We start from the raw sequence: 15,987 nt of genomic DNA on the forward strand, positions 1-15,987 counted from the left end.
TCTTCGCCGCCGTGACCCTGCCGCCGGACCTGGACCTGCCCGCTCCCGACCACCGCGCTCCCTGGCGCCGCTGGCTGGGCAGCCTCATTTTCGGTCTGAACACCTCCGCCGCCCGCACCTACGACAAGGTCGTCATCGTCCTGATCGTGGCATCGGTCATCGCGGTGATGCTCGAAAGTGTGTCCGGCCTGTCGCGCCCGACGCGGGAGGGCCTGCGCTGGGCCGAGTGGGTCTTTACCGTGGTGTTCACGCTCGATTACCTGGGACGGCTGCTGGGGGCGCGGCGGCCCCTGCGCTACGCGCTGAGTTTCTACGGGCTGGTGGACCTCATCACCATTTTGCCGTCGTACCTCAGCCTGCTGTTTCCCGGCACGCAGTACCTGCTGGTGGTGCGTGCACTGCGGCTGCTGCGGATTTTCCGGGTGTTCAAGCTCGCCCGCTACTCGGACCAGGCCAGCCTGATCGGGGAGGCGCTGCGGGCCAGCCGGGAAAAGATCATCGTCTTTTTCATCTCGGTGCTGTCCATGGTCATCGTGTTCGGCACGCTGCTGTACATGGTGGAGGGGCCGGAACACGGCTTTACCTCCATTCCCACCAGCATCTACTGGGCCGTCGTGACCGTCACCACCGTCGGCTACGGCGACATTTCGCCCAAGACGGGCCTGGGCAAGTTCATCGCCACCCTCGCCATGCTCACCGGTTACGCCATCATCGCCGTGCCCACCGGCATCGTGACCGTGGGCTTGCAGGAAGCCCGGGAAGCCCGCCGGGGCCGGACCTGCCCGCAGTGCGGCCTGGGCCAGCACGACCCCGACGCCCACTTCTGCAAACGCTGCGGGGAGAACCTGCCGGGGTAATACGGATTCCGATTGAATCTGGTCGTTTCAGATTCAATCCGACTTGCAAAGCTGCGCAGCAGAGCGGATGCGAGTAGGAAAAAATACGGATTCTGCGATATGGATGCACAGGCGGCGCCTTCCCAACTGTATAGGCCCGACTGTGCAGGAATGAAGCGGAATCCGTATAAGGACACAAAAAAAGCCCCCCGAACGGGAGGCTCCTGGCATGGTCAAGCTCTGGGGAAACTTCAGTGGTGCGCGAACTGCTCGGCTTCGGTGCTGCCGGCGAGCGCGGTGGTGCTGCTCTGGCCGCCGCCCGCCGCCTGCGAGACGAGGTCGAAGTAGCCGGTGCCGACTTCGCGCTGGTGGCGCACGGCGGTAAAGCCGCGTTCCTGGGCCGCGAATTCGCGCTCTTGGAGTTCCACGAAGGCGCTCATCTGCTTGCGGGCGTAGCCGTAGGCGAGGTCGAACATGCTCATGTTCAGCGCGTGGAATCCGGCGAGCGTGATGAACTGGAACTTGTAGCCCATCTTGCCCAGTTCGACCTGGAACTTGGCAATCGTTTCGTCGTCGAGGTTCTTTTTCCAGTTGAAGGAGGGCGAGCAGTTGTAGGCCAGCAGCTTGCCGGGGAACTGGGCGTGAACGGCGTCGGCGAACTTCTTGGCGTCTTCCAGGTTGGGCACGCTGGTTTCGCACCAGATCACGTCGGCGTAGGGGGCGTAGGCCAGGGCGCGGGAAATCGCCTGGTCGATGCCGGGCTTGACGTAGAAGAAGCCCTCGGGGGTGCGCTCGCCGGTCGTGAAGGGCTTGTCGTTGTCGTCCACGTCGCTGGTGAGCAGGTTGGCGGCGTCGGCGTCGGTGCGGGCGATCAGGACGGTGGGCACGCCGCTCACGTCGGCAGCGAGGCGGGCCGCGTTCAGGGTGCGGATGAACTGCGAGGTGGGCACGAGCACCTTGCCGCCGAGGTGACCACACTTCTTCTCGCTGGCGAGCTGGTCTTCGAAGTGAACGCCCGCTGCGCCCGCTTCGATCATGGCCTTCATCAGCTCAAAGGCGTTGAGGGGACCACCGAAACCCGCTTCGGCGTCGGCGACGATGGGCACGAAGTAGTCGATGTCGTTCTTGCCCTCGCTGGTCTGAATCTGGTCGGCGCGCCTGAGGGTGTTGTTGATGCGCTTGACGACATCGGGCACGCTGGAGGCGGGGTAGAGGCTCTGGTCGGGGTACATCTGGCCCGCGTTGTTGGCGTCACCGGCGACCTGCCAGCCCGACAGGTAAATCGCCTTGAGGCCCGCCTTGACCTGCTGCATGGCCTGGTTGCCGGTCAGGGCGCCCAGCGCGTTGACGAAGGGCATCTCCTTCATCTGCTGCCACAGCTTGTTCGCACCGTGCTTGGCGAGGGTGTGCTCGATGGGCAGGCTGCCGCGCAGCTTGACGACGTCCTCGGCGGTGTAGTTGCGCTTGATGCCCTGCCAGCGTTCCTCGGTCTGCCAGGTCTTTTCCAGGATTTCGGCGGGGGTTTTGGGGGTGGTGGTCATGCTGCGGCTCCTTTCGAAGGGTGTGGGGCAGTGGCCTCGCCCACCGTGGGGAGGTCCGTTTCGCTGCGCGCTGTGGCGCCGCGTCCCTTCGTTTCAGTGAGGACAGTTTGCCCGCCCTGACCCCGGCCCGTGCGTGGTGTACGCCTGACGGACAGAAGTACACCACTTCGAGAAGTACACCACCCCCATAGAACATGGGCGGAGCCAGCAGCGGCCCGGCCCACGCTTTGGCCGGGCACTCCTGGCCTTCTCCGGGAAGGAATTTTTCCTCAGGGAGGTCGGAAAACGGTCTCCTGCGTTCTTAGTCCGCCCCGCTCAGCCACGCCCGCAGTTCGTGCTCGAAGGCCTCGTGCGCCTCGTGGTGATAGAGAATGCCGTGAAATCCGAACGCACGGGCGGCGTCGATGTTCTCCTGCACGTCGTCCACGAAGGCGACCTGCGCGGCGGGCACCTTCATCTCGCGCTCCAGCGCGGCGAAGGCTTCGGGCACGGGCTTCTTGTGGCCGATTTCGTTGGAGAACACCAGCGCGTCGAAGCGGGCAAAACGCGGGTCACGTCCCAGGTGGTCGCTGACGACCGGATAATTGTTGCTCAGCAGGCCCACCCGCACGCTGCGCGGCAGAGCGGCGAGGGTGGTGTACATCGGCTCATGGTCATGGATGCTGCCCAGGTACAGCGCCTCGAACTCGGGGTAAGGCAGTTGCACGCCGGTCTCGTGCCCCACGACCTCCCAGAACTGCGGCAGGCTCCACGCGCCGACCTCCAGTTGCCGGACGTGGCGGAAGTAGCTTTCACGGACCTTTTCCACGGCCACGCCGCTGCGCTCGGCCACGTTCTGGGTGCTGCGTCCGTCGAAGGTGCCGACCGTAAAGACGCCGCCCCAGTCGAACGCGACGTGCCGCGTGCCCAGGGCAGGCGCCGCCGTTTCCTCAGACGTGGAAGGGACCGGGGACGGAAAATTTTCGGAAACACTCATGGGGCCATTGTGCCCCCCACCCCCCCAATGCCCCCAGCGGCTGTGCAGACTGTACAGAGTGCCCCGACCTATACTCGGGGGCGATGACCGCCGAGAACTCCGCAACTCCCGATTACCAGCGGGACATTCGGGCCGTGGCCGACGCCCTCCTGGCCCACACCGGGCCGATTGTGGTCCTGTCGCACGAAAACCCCGACGGAGACGCCCTCGGCAGTGTGCTGGGGCTGACCCGGGCACTGCGGACCCTGGGCAAGACGGTGCTGGCGCCGATGACGGTGCCGCGTTACCTTCAGTTTCTGCCGCAACCCGGCGAACTCAGCGAGCCGCTGACCGAGTGGCCCGCTCACGCGCTGGTCGCCGTCCTCGACGTGGACAACAACGACCCGGCGCGGGTGGCGGGCGCCGACCTGAGCACCTTCAGCGGCCCGGTGGTCAATGTGGACCACCACGGCACCAACCTGCGCCGCGCCGACGCCGGAGTGGTGGACCCCAGCAAACCCGCCGCCGCCATGATGGTCGCGGACGTGGTGGACGCGCTCGGCACGCCCTGGAACCCGGACATCGCCACCGCGCTGATGCTGGGGCTGAACACCGACACCGGCAACTTCGCCTTCGATTCGGTCAGTGCCGAGACCTTCGCATGCGCGGCGCGGCTGCGCGAACGGGGGGCGCGGCTCGGCTGGCTCAACGACCAGATGCGGCAAAACCCGCGTTCGTACTACCTGCTGCTGCGCGAGGTGCTGGGCACGCTGGAATTCCTGCATGATGGCCGCGTCGTGCAGACCCGGGTGGACGAGGAAATGCTGGCCCGCGCCGGCGCCACCTGGGAACAGGTCGACAACTACGTCAACATGCTGCGCAACGCCGAGGGCGCCCAGCTCGCCGTGATGGCGAAAGACTACGGCGACCGCGTCAAGTTCTCGCTGCGCTCACGCGGCCCGGTCAGCGCCCAGAACGTGGCGGTGGCGCTGGGGGGTGGCGGTCACGTGCCCGCCGCTGGCGCGACCTTCGTCGGCTCCTATCCGGCGGCCCGCGCCGCGCTGGACGCCGCCATCGAAGCCGAACTGGCGCAGGTGGACGCCGTAGAACCCACGGCCTGAACCCGAAGCGCACACTTTAAAAGGGGGGAGACGGGCCAGAGCAGCGCGTCTCCCCTTCTCTCCGAGCTGTGTCTGCCAGGGCGTTCAAACAGCGACCTATGCAAGAACCACAAAAAAGCCGCCCCACCGGATGGGCAGGGCGACTTGAGAAAAACGTTCGGGCCTTGTACGTACTGCGTCCAATTCCCCAAAATCCAGAAAGGCACTGGATTTTATACGGATTCCGATTGAATCTGGTAGTTTCAGATTCAATCCGAGCGGATGCGAGTAGGAAAAAATACGGATTCTGCGATATGGATGCACAGGCGGCGCTTTCCCGACTGTGCAGGAATTAAGCGGAATCCGTATTAGTCCATCTCCCGCAGCACGTATTTTTTGCTTCTCGCTGTGCTCGGGTTTTATCGCTAAAACGTAGCGATAAAACCGCAACAGGTATTACTTCTTGCTGCCGCGGCGGTAGCTGTCGCCGAAGCGCTTGTTGAACTTGTCCACGCGGCCTTCGGTGTCGAGGAAGCGCTCTTCGCCGGTCCAGAAGGGGTGCACGCCGCTCCACACGTCCACGTGAATCTCGGGACGGGTGCTCATGGTTTCCATCACGACTTGGCCCTGGTAGATGATCTTGCAGGGCACGGCCTTGGGGTGCAGGTCTTTTTGCATGTTCTTACTCCTTTTGCCACGTCACTGTGCGTAGCGGGACAACCGCAACAGCATAGCACACCTTCCCCGCCCACCGCTTACTGACCCAGCACGGTTTTCAGGGCGTCGCGCGGATGGATTGTTCGCCCGCCACCTCGCCGCGTAGTCGGCCTTGAGGCTCAAAGCTCGGCGGGACAGTTCATCCGCCGGGGGTCAAGGCCAGTCACGAGCCTGCAAAGGGGGGCTGCCCGGCAGAGGGCCAGACATGGCTCGCCTGCCAGCTTTCCCCCCGCCGGAGAAACGGCACCCGCCCGCCGACCACGCGGTGCCCGCCCTTGACCGCCGCCCGCACGATGACGCGGGGGTCGAGCTGCGGGTAGAGCTGCCGGGCAAAGGCCACTTCCTCGCGCACGTCGAGGCTTTCACCGCTCGCCACCGAGTCGGTGCCCAGCGCGACTTCGACCCCGGCGGCGGCGAAGGCCGGCCAGTCGAAGGTGCCGCATTCGAGGTGCCGGTTGCTGCGCGGACACGTCACCACCGCGCACCCCGCGCGCGCGACCCGGGCGATATCGTCCTGGGTCACGTTGACCATGTGAATCAGGGTGGGCCGCGCCGCCAGCACGCCCAGTTCGTCAAGGTAACGCACCGGGGTCAGCTCCGCGTGCGGCTCGCGCCCGATGACCTGGGCAAAGGCAGGCGGGTAGAGCGCGGGCATCCGGTTCTCCCACAGCGGCCCCGCGCCGGTGCGGAACAGTTCGGGTTCGCTGGGATGTTCGGCCACATGGATTTGCAGAGGCAGCCCCTCACCGAGCGCGTACTCGCTGAGCAGGCGCATCAGCCGGTGACTGACGGTAAACGGCGTGTGCGGCGACACCCCCAGCCGCAGGCCCGGACGCTCCAGCCGCCGCCAGCGCTCCAGGTGACGCCGTGCCCCGGCAAACACCTCGTCGGCCTGCTCGGGAAAAGGACCGAGCACCTCGAAATAGAGGGTGCCCTGAAGGTCCTCACGGGCCAGCAGCGCGTCCATCACGTCGGGCGACCACACGATGTCGCCTGCGCCGCCTGCACCGAGGCGAGTCAGGGTGTCGGCCCCCGCCTGGGCCGCCGCCGCGCCGCGCAGGTGCCGCCCCCGGATGACGACCTCGGGAATCCACTGGAAATACGGCAGCGCCCGGAACTCGTAGGCGCTCATGTCGAGGTGGGTATGGGCGTTGACGGGCGGCGGCGCGATGACCTCTCCGGCCCGTTCCTCACGGGCGTGGGGGTACTGGCGGCGCAGCTCGTCGGGGTGCCCGGTGGCCGCCACCGTCTCCCCCACCACGACCACGCCTCCCGGCGACTGTCCCCCGCCCAGACCGGTGTACAGCACGTCACAGGTGAGCAGGCGGGGGGTCAGGGCGTCGGCTTCAGGCAAGGTCATGGGGCCGATGCTAGCGCCCGGCCCCTTCCCCTGTTTTCCTGACCCCTGCTTTCCTGAGTTACGAGAGGCGGCGGTTACGACAGGCGGCGAACGCGCTCGGCCAGCTCGTGCGCCAGGAGGTCCGGCCCCTGCGCGAGTTGCGCGTCGGGCACGAACCAGCGGCCCTTCGTCTCGAACTCGCTGGTGAACAGGCTCGCCATGCCGGTGGCGCGGCGGTCCACCTCCAGAATCACGTCCAGGCCGCCGTGCGCGGGCAGCATCAGCAGTTCGAGTTCGGTCAGGCGGTACTGGCCGGAGGGCGGGCGAAAGCTGAGTTCCTGCACCAGATGGCCCCGGTGGAACTCGACCTCACTGCCGCTGAGGACAAAGCCCAGGCGCTGCGCCGCCTCGATGACCGTGCCTCTGGCCGCGTCGGGGAGAACCTGCACCGGGTCGGTGTCGCCGGGGTCCACGCCACCCGCGATATCGGCGTCGGTGACCAGCCACACGTCGGTGCCGCGCACGGTCAGCGGCGTGCCCTGCGGCACCGGCAGGCGGAAGGGAAACTCGCGCACCTCGCCGGGGCGAATGTCGAACCCACTGACCACCGGCAGCGAAAACAGGGTGTGCACCACGTACTCGTCGTCCCCCCGGAAACGGGTGGTCAGACCGAGGTTGAGGCGCTCGATACGCTGCTCCACGCTGCCGCCGGTCACGACGACCACGCCCTGAAGCTCGTCGCCCACCCGCACCGCATTCCGGTGCAGCCGAGCGTCCACGCGGGCCGCACCGACACCGACCGCCGCCATCATCTTCTTGAAAAAGCCCATGTCTGCAGTACGGACGATGGATAGAAAAGGTTCCTCACTGCAAACCCCCCCTTCACCGGCCCCCCCTTGACCGGCCCCCCCTTCACCGGGAAGGGGGACACGCGGCCAGCGCCGTTTTCCAGGACATGCCCGGAGGCGCTACTTCTTCCCGGCTTTCGCTTTTCCTTCCGCAGGCTTTCTGGCGGCAGGACCGCGCGGCGCCCCGCCCGCGACGCCTTCACCCGTGCTGGCACCCGCGCTGGCGGCCTGCTCCTGCCCGGCGGAGGCGGCAAGCATGGCGGCCCCGACGATGCCCGCTTCGTTTTGCAGGGCGGCGGGCACGGCGCGGCTGCGGGTGAGCTGAAGGTGCGGCAGCCATTTGTCGGCTTTGCGGCTGACCCCGCCGCCGATGATGAACAGGTCGGGCGAGAACAGCAGTTCGAGGTGCTGGAGGTACTTGCTGACCCGGCCCGCCCACTGTTTCCAGTTCAGGTCGTCGCGCTCGCGGGCGCGGTCCGACGCCCAGGACTCGGCGTGCTTGGACCGCAGCCACAGATGCCCGAGTTCGGCGTTGGGAATCAGTTCGCCGTCGCGAATCAGGGCGCTGCCGATGCCGGTGCCGAAGGTCAGGACCAGCACCGTGCCGCGCACGTCCCGGCCCGCCCCGAACCTCGCCTCGGCCAGTCCGGCAGCGTCGGCGTCGTTGAGGAGATGCACCTCCCGGCCCGTGGCCTGGGTCAACAGGTCGTCGGCGTCAAGGCCGATCCAGCCCGCGTCCACGTTGGCGGCGCTGAGGGTGCGGCCCCCCTGCACGATGCCGGGAAAGGTCACGCCGACCGGCCCTTCCAGCCCGAAATGCTCGACGAGTTGCCGGACCACTCCCTTCACGTCCTCGGGTTTGGCCCCCGCCGGAGTGGGGATGCGGCAGCGCTCGGCTGTCAACTCGCCCGTGTCGGTGTTCACGGGCGCCCCCTTGATGCCGCTGCCGCCGATGTCGATGCCCAGAATGACTGTCATAACCCTGTCAGCATAGGGGCCGCGACCGGGGAATGTGTCAGGAGAGAGCAGGGAGGTCGAAAGGTCGAGGGGCTGACGCCTGGGCAGGGCCGGTACACTTTCTCCATGACCCTGTTTCGGCTGGACGGCAAACGCGCCCTGGTGACGGGCGGCAGCAAAGGCATCGGTTTCGCGGCGGCGCGGCAACTGCGTGAACTGGGGGCCGAAGTGACGCTGGCGGCGCGGGGCGAGGAAGCGCTGCGGCAGGCCGCCGACTCTATCGGCGCGGCCTGGGTGGTGGCCGACGTGAGTACGCCCGAAGGGGTGCGGGTCGCCGTGGACGCCGCCGGGCAGCCAGACATCCTGGTCAGCAACGCCGGCGGGCCGCCCCCCTCGCTGCCGAGCGAAGTCAGCGAGGCCGCCTGGGAACAGGGCTTCCAGACCACCTTTCTGAGCACCACCCGGCTGGTCGGCGCCGTCCTGCCGGGCATGCGCGAGCGGCGCTGGGGCCGAATCATCGCCATTACCAGCCTGACGGTGGGGCGGCCCGCACTGAATCTGCCCGTGAGCAACGCGCTGCGGGCCGCCGTGACCAACCACCTGCGCACGCTGGCGCTGGAAGTGGCCGCCGACGGCGTGACCTGCAACACCGTCGCCCCCGGCTACACCGCCACCGAGCGGCTGCAAAAGCTGCACGCCGACCCCGCCGAGGCCGACAAACTCAGGAGCAGGATTCCGGCGCGGCGCTTCGGTGAGCCGGGCGAGGTCGCCGCCGCGATTGCTTTTCTGGCGACGAACGAGGCCGGGTATATCAACGGCCAGGAACTGCTGGTGGACGGCGGCTGGAGCATCTGAAGCCTGCTTGCCCGTGACGCCTCCCCGTGACAACGTGCCCCTTCACCCTCTCGCCGTACCTAGGGGGGCCTACCATCGTTTTCATGAGCCGTTTTCCTGTTCGCCGCCTCGCCCTGCTGGGGGCCGGAGCCGCCGCCGTCACCCTGACCCTGAGCGCGTGCTCGGGCGAGCGGGTGCAAAACGCCGTCAACGCCACCAATTCCACGCGCGGCCTGAGGGTCGTTCTCGACCAGCGCTACGGCCCCGACGCGCGGAACAGACTCGACGTGTACGCCCCGAAAGACGCCCGCAACGCCCCCACCCTCCTCTTTATTCACGGCGGGTCGTGGCAGGGCGGCGACAAGTCGGGGCACGCCTTCGTCGGGGAGTCGCTGGCCCGCGCCGGGTACGTGGTCGGGGTGATGAACTACCGCCTCGCGCCGCAGCACCGCTACCCCAGCTATGTGCAGGACGGGGCCGCCGCGCTGAAATGGCTGCGCGACCATGCGCGGGAGTTCGGGGGCAGTCCTGAAAACCTGTTTGTCAGCGGGCACTCGGCGGGCGGCTTCAACGCCGCAGAACTGGTGGACAACGCCCGCTGGCTGGCCGAGGTGAACGTGCCGGTGTCGAGCATTCGCGGGGTCATCGGCATCGCCGGGCCGTACTCCTACGATTTCCGGCAGTATCAGAGCCGGGTGGCCTTTCCCGAGGGCGGCGACCCGGGGGACATCATGCCCGACCGCCACATTCGCCCCGACGCGCCGCCGCACCTGCTGCTGGTCGCGGAGAAGGACACCACCGTTCACCCGCAAAACGCCCTGAACATGGAAGCGGCGCTGAAAAAAGCCGGGATTCCGGTGCAGCGCGTGGTGTTGCCGCGCCTGAACCACGTCACCGTCATCGGCGCGGTGGCGCGCAACCTGACGTGGCTGGGCGGCACGCGGGCCGAACTCATCCGGTTCGTGGAGGCCCGGCGCCTGAAGTAATACGGATTCCGATTGAATCTGGTCGTTTCAGATTCAATCCGACTTGCAAAGCTGCGCAGCAGAGCGGATGCGAGTAGGAAAAAATACGGATTCTGCGATATGGATGCACAGGCGGCGCTTTCCCGACTGTGCAGGAATTAAGCAGAATCCGTATAACGGCCCACTGAGGCCGTGACCGGGCGCCGTCCTGGCATGAGGCAGAGTTCAGCCCACCACCGGCACGCCGCTCGGCACCAGTTGCCGCCAGCTCTGCACGCCGCCGATCTGCACCGAAACGAACTTTTCCAGCGCCCGCCACAGCTGAGGGCGCTCGGCCACCGGCACCGGCTGCTCGAAATTGGCCCGCACGGTGCGGCGCACGGCGTTTCGCAGAAAATCGAGGACGGCGGGCGGGTGGGGAGGCAAGGCCGCGCACTTGCCGCACAGGAGCTGCCCGCCGAGGGGGTCGGGGTGCTGCGGCTCCGGCGCTCCGCAACGGGCGCAGCGGGCGGTCTGGGGAATGACCCCGGCCAGCCCCAGCAGCTTGTAACTCATGACCAGCGCCACCCACTCGGGGTCGGGCTGATGGGCGACGCCACGCAGCGAGGCGGCAAAGAGGTCGAAGGCCTGCTCGGAAAATTCGCCTTCCTGAAACAGCGCGTCGGCGAACTCGGCCATCAGGTGCGCGAAGGCGTAGCGCTCCGGCTCGGCCAGCGTGGGCAACGCGCCTTCGAGCACGGCCTGTTTTACGCTGGCGAGGTCGTTGTGCGGCCCCTGGTAGACCTGCACGCCGACATGGTGAAAGAGGTTGAGGCTGCTGCTGAGCGGTCCCTTGACCCCGCCCCGCGCCACAGCTTTGAGCTTGCCCTGTGGGGTCAGGAGGGTCACGATGATGTCTCCGGCGGGCGTCACCCGGCGGCGAATGACGATGCCGCTGCGGTTGGCGGTGCGGGAGCGCATAAGGGGGAGTATAGCAAAGAAAAGGGTTTTTTCTGTCAGCAGCGAAATCTTGCCGCCTCTGAACGCCGCCACATTGCTCCCGTCCGCTTGCCTCTACACTCGAACGGATGAGCGACAAGGCCCACACTGCCGCCGAGCTGCTGCGCGAACTGTTTCCCGAGTCGTACCGCGAGATGTTCGGCGAGCGCCCACTCAGCGCCCCGCCCACGCTGGGGCTGTACCCGGTGGCCGACGGGCGGCTGGCGCTGGTGCACGGCGACCAGCTGGCCGAATTCACCCCGATTGCCCAGAAAGGCACCACGGCCCTGCACTGCGACCTGTGCCACCACACCCGCAGCCGCAGCGAGGCGCAGATTTACCGCGTGGTGGTCGGCGCCCGCCGCACCCGTTACGTCACCCTGTGTACGCCCACCGAGGGCTGCCAGCAGCGGGCCGGGCAGCGTGGGTTGGAAGCCCTGGCCGACCACATCTTCCCCATCGAAAACATCTACGCGGAGTGAGCTGGAGCAGGAAGGTACCTACGCCAACGGTAAATCCTTGGACCTGACATTCCCATGACATTCGCCGGGCCGCTCCCCTAGCCTGAGCGAGTGGAAGCCGTCTGGACCGAATTGAAACTGATGCAGGGCCTGCTGGCGGCTTTCGTCCTGAGCGGACTCATCGGCTGGGAACGCGAGCAGCGCAGCCGCAGCGCGGGCCTGCGCACCCACATTCTGGTGGGGGTCAGTGCGGCGCTGTTCATCGTGCTCAGCGAAACGCTGGTCACCACCTTCGCCCAGCAGGACGACCAGGTGCGCTTCGACATCATCGGGGTGCTCGGCGCGGTGGTCAGCGGCGTGAGCTTTCTGGGGGCGGGCGCCATCTTTTCCAGCAAGGCCGGCCATCAGGCCAAGGGCCTGACCACCGCCGCCGGACTGCTGGCGACCGCCGCCGTGGGCGTGGCGTGCGGCCTGCACCTGTACGTGCTGGCGACGGGCGCCACGCTGCTGTTTTTGCTGACGCTGGGACCGCTGGGACGCCTCTCGGAGCACGTTGGCGGCACTCAGGCTCCGAAAGACTGACGCCTGCCGTCACCTTCTGCGCGTGGGAATTGTATACAATATCCACAGATGACCGACTTCCAGCGGCCCAGTTTCGAGAGGCCCGGCCTCGTGCGCGAAGGTGTGTACCAGCACCTGCGCCGCGCCGTGCTGGACGGTGAATTTACCCCCGGTGAGCGGCTGGGCGAGGTGGAACTCGGGCAGCAGTTGGGGGTCAGCCGCACCCCTATCCGCGAGGCGCTCATGCGGCTGACTCAGGACGGGCTGCTGGTGGCCGAGGCCAACAAGGGCGTGCGGGTGCGAACACTGAGCGCCGAGGAGGCCCGCGACACCTACACCGTGCGCGAGGAACTCGACGGGCTGGCCGCTGCTCTGGCCGCCGCGCAGCACACCCCCGCCGACGCCCGCGCCCTGCGTGCCGCGCTGGGGGCACTCAATGCCGTGCAGGGCGAGGACTACCGCGAGCAGACCCGGCTCGACCTCGCGTTTCACCGCGCCATCACCCAGGCCGCGCACAACGCCGCCCTGACCGACCTCGCGCGTGACCTGGAACAGCGGGTGGCCCTCATCAAGCACCGGACGCGCACCTACAACGCCCGGCCCGAAACCGCCGAGCAGCACGGGGCGATTCTGGACGCCGTGCTGCGGCGTGACGCGGACGCGGCGCGGGCCGCCGCCCGGCAGCACGTTCGCACCTTCGGGGAGATGGTGCTGGGGGAACTGCTCGGCGCCCCGTCCCCGCGAGGCCCCGCCCCTCCGGGACTCGTTCCGGCTGCCCCGCCCTCTTCTTCCCCTCCTTCATCGCCTTCTGGCCCCTTTCTGGAGAGCACCCATGATTGACCAGCTTTACCGCAAAGCCGTCCTGACCGTCGCCGAACGCCCGCAGGTGGAAAAACTGGCCCGCGACAAGATGTGGCCTCTCGCCCAGCGGTTCGTGGCAGGTGAGGACATCCAGAGTGCCATCAGCGCCGTACTGGAACTGCAAAAGGACGGCATTCAGGGTAACCTCGACCTGCTGGGCGAGTTCATCGAGTCGCCCGCCGACTGCACCGCCTTTGCCGACAACGTGCTCAAGCTGATCGACGCCGCGCACGCCGCCGGAATCAAGCCTTACGTCAGCGTCAAGCTGAGCAGCGTGGGCCAGGGCAAAGACGACGGTGGCACCGATCTGGGCCTGAAAAACGCCCGGCGCATCATCGGCAAGGCGAAGGAATACGGCGGTTTCGTGTGCCTGGACATGGAAGACCACCCGCGCACCGACATCACGCTGGAGCAGTTCCGCGTGCTGGTGGGCGAATTCGGCGCAGAGCACGTGGGCACGGTGCTCCAGAGCTACCTGTACCGCAGCCTGAAAGACCGCGAGAGCCTGGACGACCTGAGGCCCAACATCCGCATGGTGAAGGGCGCATATCTGGAACCCGAAACGGTGGCCTACCCCGACAAGGCCGACGTCGACCAGAATTACCGCCGCCTGGTGTACGCGCACCTGAAGGCCGGGAATTACTGCAACGTCGCCACGCACGACGAAAAAATCATCGACGACGTAAAACGCTTCGTGCTGGCGCATGGGATTTCCAAAGACCAGTTCGAGTTCCAGATGCTCTACGGCATCCGGCGCGACCTGCAAAAGAGCCTCGCCGCCGAGGGCTACCGCGTCCGCGCCTACATTCCCTACGGGCGCGACTGGTACGCCTACTTCAGCCGGAGGATTGCCGAAACGCCGCGAAATGCGATGTTCGTGGCGCGGGGGATGCTGAAGGGTTGAGTGCGCCTGCGGCGTGTCTAAGGGTCAAAGAGTCTAAGCGTCTAAGGTTTGGCCTTTGGACATGAGCGAGGAGAAGTCAATGCAAAGCCAGCATCAGAACAGCCTCCTCCGTTTCTGGCCTGTCCCTCTGGGTTTCGCCCTCGTCTACGCCTTCTGGCCGCTGCTCTGGCTGGGGCTGAATGCCTCGGCGCTTCAGAAGCAAGAACCGAAAGCAGGTGAATTGTTTGCTGCTGCGCCTGCCGTTTATTTCACTGGCAAGCCAAAGCATTTTCAAACAGGTGGTACAGGCGGAAGATACTTACTGAAAGATGCCAAGCAGATTCAGTCTTTGATTCTGAATCAAGGCTGGCAGTTTGTAGAACAACTGGGAGCAGGCTACTTCTTTGAAAAAGATAAAAGAAGGACAGTCGCCACCTGTCGTATGTTCTCATGTCACTTTTCCGTATGTAACGTATCCGAAATTTAGCCTTAGACCCTTCGACTCTTAGACACTTAGACCTTCACGGAGGAAAACACCATGATCAAAGTTCAAGAATACCGCCCCCAGTCCTTCACCGACTTCACCAAAGAAGAGAACGTCAAGGCTTACCAGGAAGCCCTCGCCAAAGTTCGTAAGGAACTGGTCGGCAAGCATTACCCCCTCATCATCGACGGCAAGGAAGTGGACACCGAAGGGAAGCTGACCAGCATCAACCCCTGCGACACCGCCGAAGTGGTCGGCACCACCGCCAAGGCCACCATTCAGGATGCGGAAAATGCCCTGCAAGGCGCGTGGAAGGCGTTCGAGTCGTGGAAGAAGTGGGACATGGACGCCCGCGCCCGCATTCTGCTGAAGGCCGCCGCGATTCTGAAGCGCCGCCGCCTGGAAGCCTGCGCCCTGATGAGCATCGAGGTGGGCAAGAACTACGCTGAGGCCGACGTGGAAGTGGCCGAAGCGATCGACTTTCTGGAGTACTACGCCCGCTCGGCCATGAAGTACGCGGGCTTCGGCAGCAGCGAAACCACCTGGTTCGAGGGCGAAGAAAACGGCCTGATGAGCATTCCGCTCGGCGTGGGCGTGAGCATCAGCCCCTGGAACTTCCCGTGCGCCATCTTCATCGGCATGGCGGCGGCTCCCATCGTGGCGGGCAACTGCGTGATTGTGAAGCCTGCCGAAGACGCGGGCCTCATCGCGGGCTTCATGGTGGACATCATGCGCGAGGCGGGCCTGCCTGCGGGCGTGTTGCAATTCCTGCCCGGCGTCGGCAAGGAAGTGGGCGAATATCTCGTCAACCACGCCAAAACCCGCTTCATCACCTTCACGGGCAGCCGCGCCGTGGGCCTGCACATCAACGAGGTGGCCGCGAAGGTGCAGCCCGGTCAGAAGTGGATCAAGCGCGTCATCATGGAACTCGGCGGCAAAGACGGCCTGATCGTGGACGAAACCGCCGACATCGAAAACGCGATTACCGCTGCCACGCAGGGCGCGTTCGGCTTCAACGGCCAGAAGTGCAGCGCCATGAGCCGCCTGATCGTGGTGGACAGCGTGTACGACGAAGTGGTCAGCGGCTTCGTGGAACGCGCTAAAGCCCTCAAGATAGGGACGGGCGAGGAAAACGCCAACGTGACCGCCGTGGTGAACCAGATGAGCTTCAACAAAATCAAGGGCTATCTGGAACTGGCCCCGCAGGAAGGCAAAGTGCTGCTGGGCGGCGAGGCCCCCGGCGAAGCGAACGGCAAGCAGGGCTACTACATTCAGCCGACCATCGTGGGCGACGTGCAGCGCGACTCGCGCATGGCGCAGGAAGAAATCTTCGGGCCAGTGGTCGCCGTGCTGCGGGCCAAAGACTGGCAGGACGCGCTCGACATCGCCAACTCCACCGAGTACGGGCTGACCGGCGGCGTGTGCAGCAGCTCCCGCGAACGTCTGGAACAGGCCCGCGCCGAGTTTGAAGTGGGCAACCTGTACTTCAACCGCAAGATTACGGGCGCGATTGTGGGCGTGCAGCCTTTCGGCGGCTACAACATGAGCGGCACCGACAGCAAGGCGGGTGGGCCGGATTACCTGGCGAACTTCATGCAGCTCAAGACGGTGACGGAAAGATGGTGATGGATGATAGATGATGGGTGATGGATAAAAGATTTGGCCCC

General features: G+C 66.0%; 17 protein-coding genes. 10 read left to right on the forward strand and 7 right to left on the reverse strand.

Annotated features, from left to right (window positions below; all coding sequences use genetic code 11):
• The first annotated feature begins 11 nt into the window (after nucleotides 1-11).
• A complete protein-coding gene (locus G6R31_RS07905; protein WP_229659289.1) occupies nucleotides 12-857 on the forward strand; it encodes an ion transporter in 846 nt (281 codons plus the stop codon).
• Between the two features lie 230 nt (nucleotides 858-1,087).
• Here the strand turns inward: G6R31_RS07905 and aceA are convergent, their stop codons facing one another.
• Nucleotides 1,088-2,377 carry an isocitrate lyase gene (aceA, locus tag G6R31_RS07910; protein WP_017870977.1) on the reverse strand — a complete coding sequence of 430 codons (1,290 nt, stop codon included), beginning with the start codon at nucleotides 2,375-2,377 and terminating at the stop codon, nucleotides 1,088-1,090.
• A gap of 301 nt (nucleotides 2,378-2,678) precedes the next feature.
• Nucleotides 2,679-3,353, reverse strand: coding sequence for an HAD family hydrolase (locus G6R31_RS07915; RefSeq protein WP_017870978.1), 675 nt, complete (start codon nucleotides 3,351-3,353; stop codon nucleotides 2,679-2,681).
• Nucleotides 3,354-3,436: 83 nt separating this feature from the next.
• Between G6R31_RS07915 and G6R31_RS07920 the strand changes: the two genes are divergently transcribed.
• Nucleotides 3,437-4,453 (forward strand): DHH family phosphoesterase, encoded by a 1,017-nt coding sequence (locus G6R31_RS07920; RefSeq protein ID WP_017870979.1) that lies wholly within the window; start codon nucleotides 3,437-3,439, stop codon nucleotides 4,451-4,453.
• A 435-nt stretch (nucleotides 4,454-4,888) separates the two neighbouring features.
• Here G6R31_RS07920 and rpmE read toward each other — a convergent pair whose 3' ends face one another.
• The 4 genes from rpmE to ppgK all read right to left on the reverse strand — a co-directional run bounded on the left by rpmE (nucleotide 4,889) and on the right by ppgK (nucleotide 8,314).
• The gene (gene rpmE / locus G6R31_RS07925; protein ID WP_010887471.1) at nucleotides 4,889-5,110 is read right to left on the reverse strand and encodes a 50S ribosomal protein L31; all 222 of its coding nucleotides are present in this window, start codon (nucleotides 5,108-5,110) and stop codon (nucleotides 4,889-4,891) included.
• 202 nt (nucleotides 5,111-5,312) lie between these two features.
• Entirely contained in the window at nucleotides 5,313-6,509 is a 1,197-nt protein-coding gene (locus G6R31_RS07930; RefSeq protein WP_017870980.1) for an amidohydrolase family protein, read from the reverse strand.
• 74 nt (nucleotides 6,510-6,583) lie between these two features.
• Entirely contained in the window at nucleotides 6,584-7,318 is a 735-nt protein-coding gene (locus G6R31_RS07935; protein WP_017870981.1) for a sporulation protein, read from the reverse strand.
• Nucleotides 7,319-7,456: 138 nt separating this feature from the next.
• Nucleotides 7,457-8,314 carry a polyphosphate--glucose phosphotransferase gene (gene ppgK, locus G6R31_RS07940; protein ID WP_017870982.1) on the reverse strand — a complete coding sequence of 286 codons (858 nt, stop codon included), beginning with the start codon at nucleotides 8,312-8,314 and terminating at the stop codon, nucleotides 7,457-7,459.
• A gap of 105 nt (nucleotides 8,315-8,419) precedes the next feature.
• On the opposite strand from ppgK, the gene G6R31_RS07945 reads away from it, so the two are divergent.
• Nucleotides 8,420-9,148, forward strand: a complete 729-nt coding sequence (locus G6R31_RS07945; RefSeq protein ID WP_017870983.1) for an SDR family oxidoreductase — start codon at nucleotides 8,420-8,422, stop codon at nucleotides 9,146-9,148.
• Nucleotides 9,149-9,231: 83 nt separating this feature from the next.
• Nucleotides 9,232-10,113, forward strand: coding sequence for an alpha/beta hydrolase (locus tag G6R31_RS07950; RefSeq protein ID WP_017870984.1), 882 nt, complete (start codon nucleotides 9,232-9,234; stop codon nucleotides 10,111-10,113).
• 204 nt (nucleotides 10,114-10,317) lie between these two features.
• Here G6R31_RS07950 and recO read toward each other — a convergent pair whose 3' ends face one another.
• Nucleotides 10,318-11,052, reverse strand: coding sequence for a DNA repair protein RecO (gene recO, locus G6R31_RS07955; protein ID WP_025567660.1), 735 nt, complete (start codon nucleotides 11,050-11,052; stop codon nucleotides 10,318-10,320).
• A 107-nt stretch (nucleotides 11,053-11,159) separates the two neighbouring features.
• Here recO and G6R31_RS07960 point away from each other — a divergent pair, with 107 nt between their 5' ends.
• From G6R31_RS07960 to pruA, 6 genes are all read left to right on the forward strand, one after another.
• Complete coding sequence (locus G6R31_RS07960; protein ID WP_017870986.1) at nucleotides 11,160-11,552, forward strand: hypothetical protein; 393 nt, start codon at nucleotides 11,160-11,162, stop codon at nucleotides 11,550-11,552.
• A 90-nt stretch (nucleotides 11,553-11,642) separates the two neighbouring features.
• Nucleotides 11,643-12,113 carry an MgtC/SapB family protein gene (locus G6R31_RS07965; protein WP_017870987.1) on the forward strand — a complete coding sequence of 157 codons (471 nt, stop codon included), beginning with the start codon at nucleotides 11,643-11,645 and terminating at the stop codon, nucleotides 12,111-12,113.
• 48 nt (nucleotides 12,114-12,161) lie between these two features.
• Nucleotides 12,162-12,932: a GntR family transcriptional regulator gene (locus tag G6R31_RS07970; RefSeq protein ID WP_017870988.1), complete on the forward strand. Its 771-nt coding sequence runs from the start codon at nucleotides 12,162-12,164 to the stop codon at nucleotides 12,930-12,932.
• On the forward strand, nucleotides 12,925-13,857 hold the full coding sequence (locus tag G6R31_RS07975) for a proline dehydrogenase family protein (protein ID WP_017870989.1): 933 nt from the start codon (nucleotides 12,925-12,927) through the stop codon (nucleotides 13,855-13,857). The genes G6R31_RS07970 and G6R31_RS07975 overlap by 8 nt, the downstream gene beginning before the upstream one ends.
• A 61-nt stretch (nucleotides 13,858-13,918) precedes the next feature.
• A complete protein-coding gene (locus G6R31_RS07980) occupies nucleotides 13,919-14,323 on the forward strand; it encodes a hypothetical protein (protein ID WP_152423686.1) in 405 nt (134 codons plus the stop codon).
• A gap of 51 nt (nucleotides 14,324-14,374) precedes the next feature.
• Nucleotides 14,375-15,946, forward strand: coding sequence for an L-glutamate gamma-semialdehyde dehydrogenase (gene pruA, locus G6R31_RS07985; RefSeq protein ID WP_017870991.1), 1,572 nt, complete (start codon nucleotides 14,375-14,377; stop codon nucleotides 15,944-15,946).
• Nucleotides 15,947-15,987 lie beyond the last annotated feature (41 nt).

This window comes from Deinococcus wulumuqiensis R12 (assembly GCF_011067105.1).
Taxonomy (GTDB): domain Bacteria; phylum Deinococcota; class Deinococci; order Deinococcales; family Deinococcaceae; genus Deinococcus; species Deinococcus wulumuqiensis.

Coding starts and splice junctions, on each gene's coding strand:
- aceA (WP_017870977.1), bottom strand. CDS start 2,377: ATGACCACCACCCCCAAAACCCCCGCCGAAATCCTGGAAAAGACCTGG.
- G6R31_RS07915 (WP_017870978.1), bottom strand. CDS start 3,353: ATGAGTGTTTCCGAAAATTTTCCGTCCCCGGTCCCTTCCACGTCTGAG.
- G6R31_RS07920 (WP_017870979.1), top strand. CDS start 3,437: ATGACCGCCGAGAACTCCGCAACTCCCGATTACCAGCGGGACATTCGG.
- rpmE (WP_010887471.1), bottom strand. CDS start 5,110: ATGCAAAAAGACCTGCACCCCAAGGCCGTGCCCTGCAAGATCATCTAC.
- G6R31_RS07930 (WP_017870980.1), bottom strand. CDS start 6,509: ATGACCTTGCCTGAAGCCGACGCCCTGACCCCCCGCCTGCTCACCTGT.
- G6R31_RS07935 (WP_017870981.1), bottom strand. CDS start 7,318: ATGGGCTTTTTCAAGAAGATGATGGCGGCGGTCGGTGTCGGTGCGGCC.
- ppgK (WP_017870982.1), bottom strand. CDS start 8,314: ATGACAGTCATTCTGGGCATCGACATCGGCGGCAGCGGCATCAAGGGG.
- G6R31_RS07945 (WP_017870983.1), top strand. CDS start 8,420: ATGACCCTGTTTCGGCTGGACGGCAAACGCGCCCTGGTGACGGGCGGC.
- G6R31_RS07950 (WP_017870984.1), top strand. CDS start 9,232: ATGAGCCGTTTTCCTGTTCGCCGCCTCGCCCTGCTGGGGGCCGGAGCC.
- recO (WP_025567660.1), bottom strand. CDS start 11,052: ATGCGCTCCCGCACCGCCAACCGCAGCGGCATCGTCATTCGCCGCCGG.
- G6R31_RS07960 (WP_017870986.1), top strand. CDS start 11,160: ATGAGCGACAAGGCCCACACTGCCGCCGAGCTGCTGCGCGAACTGTTT.
- G6R31_RS07970 (WP_017870988.1), top strand. CDS start 12,162: ATGACCGACTTCCAGCGGCCCAGTTTCGAGAGGCCCGGCCTCGTGCGC.
- G6R31_RS07975 (WP_017870989.1), top strand. CDS start 12,925: ATGATTGACCAGCTTTACCGCAAAGCCGTCCTGACCGTCGCCGAACGC.
- G6R31_RS07980 (WP_152423686.1), top strand. CDS start 13,919: ATGAGCGAGGAGAAGTCAATGCAAAGCCAGCATCAGAACAGCCTCCTC.
- pruA (WP_017870991.1), top strand. CDS start 14,375: ATGATCAAAGTTCAAGAATACCGCCCCCAGTCCTTCACCGACTTCACC.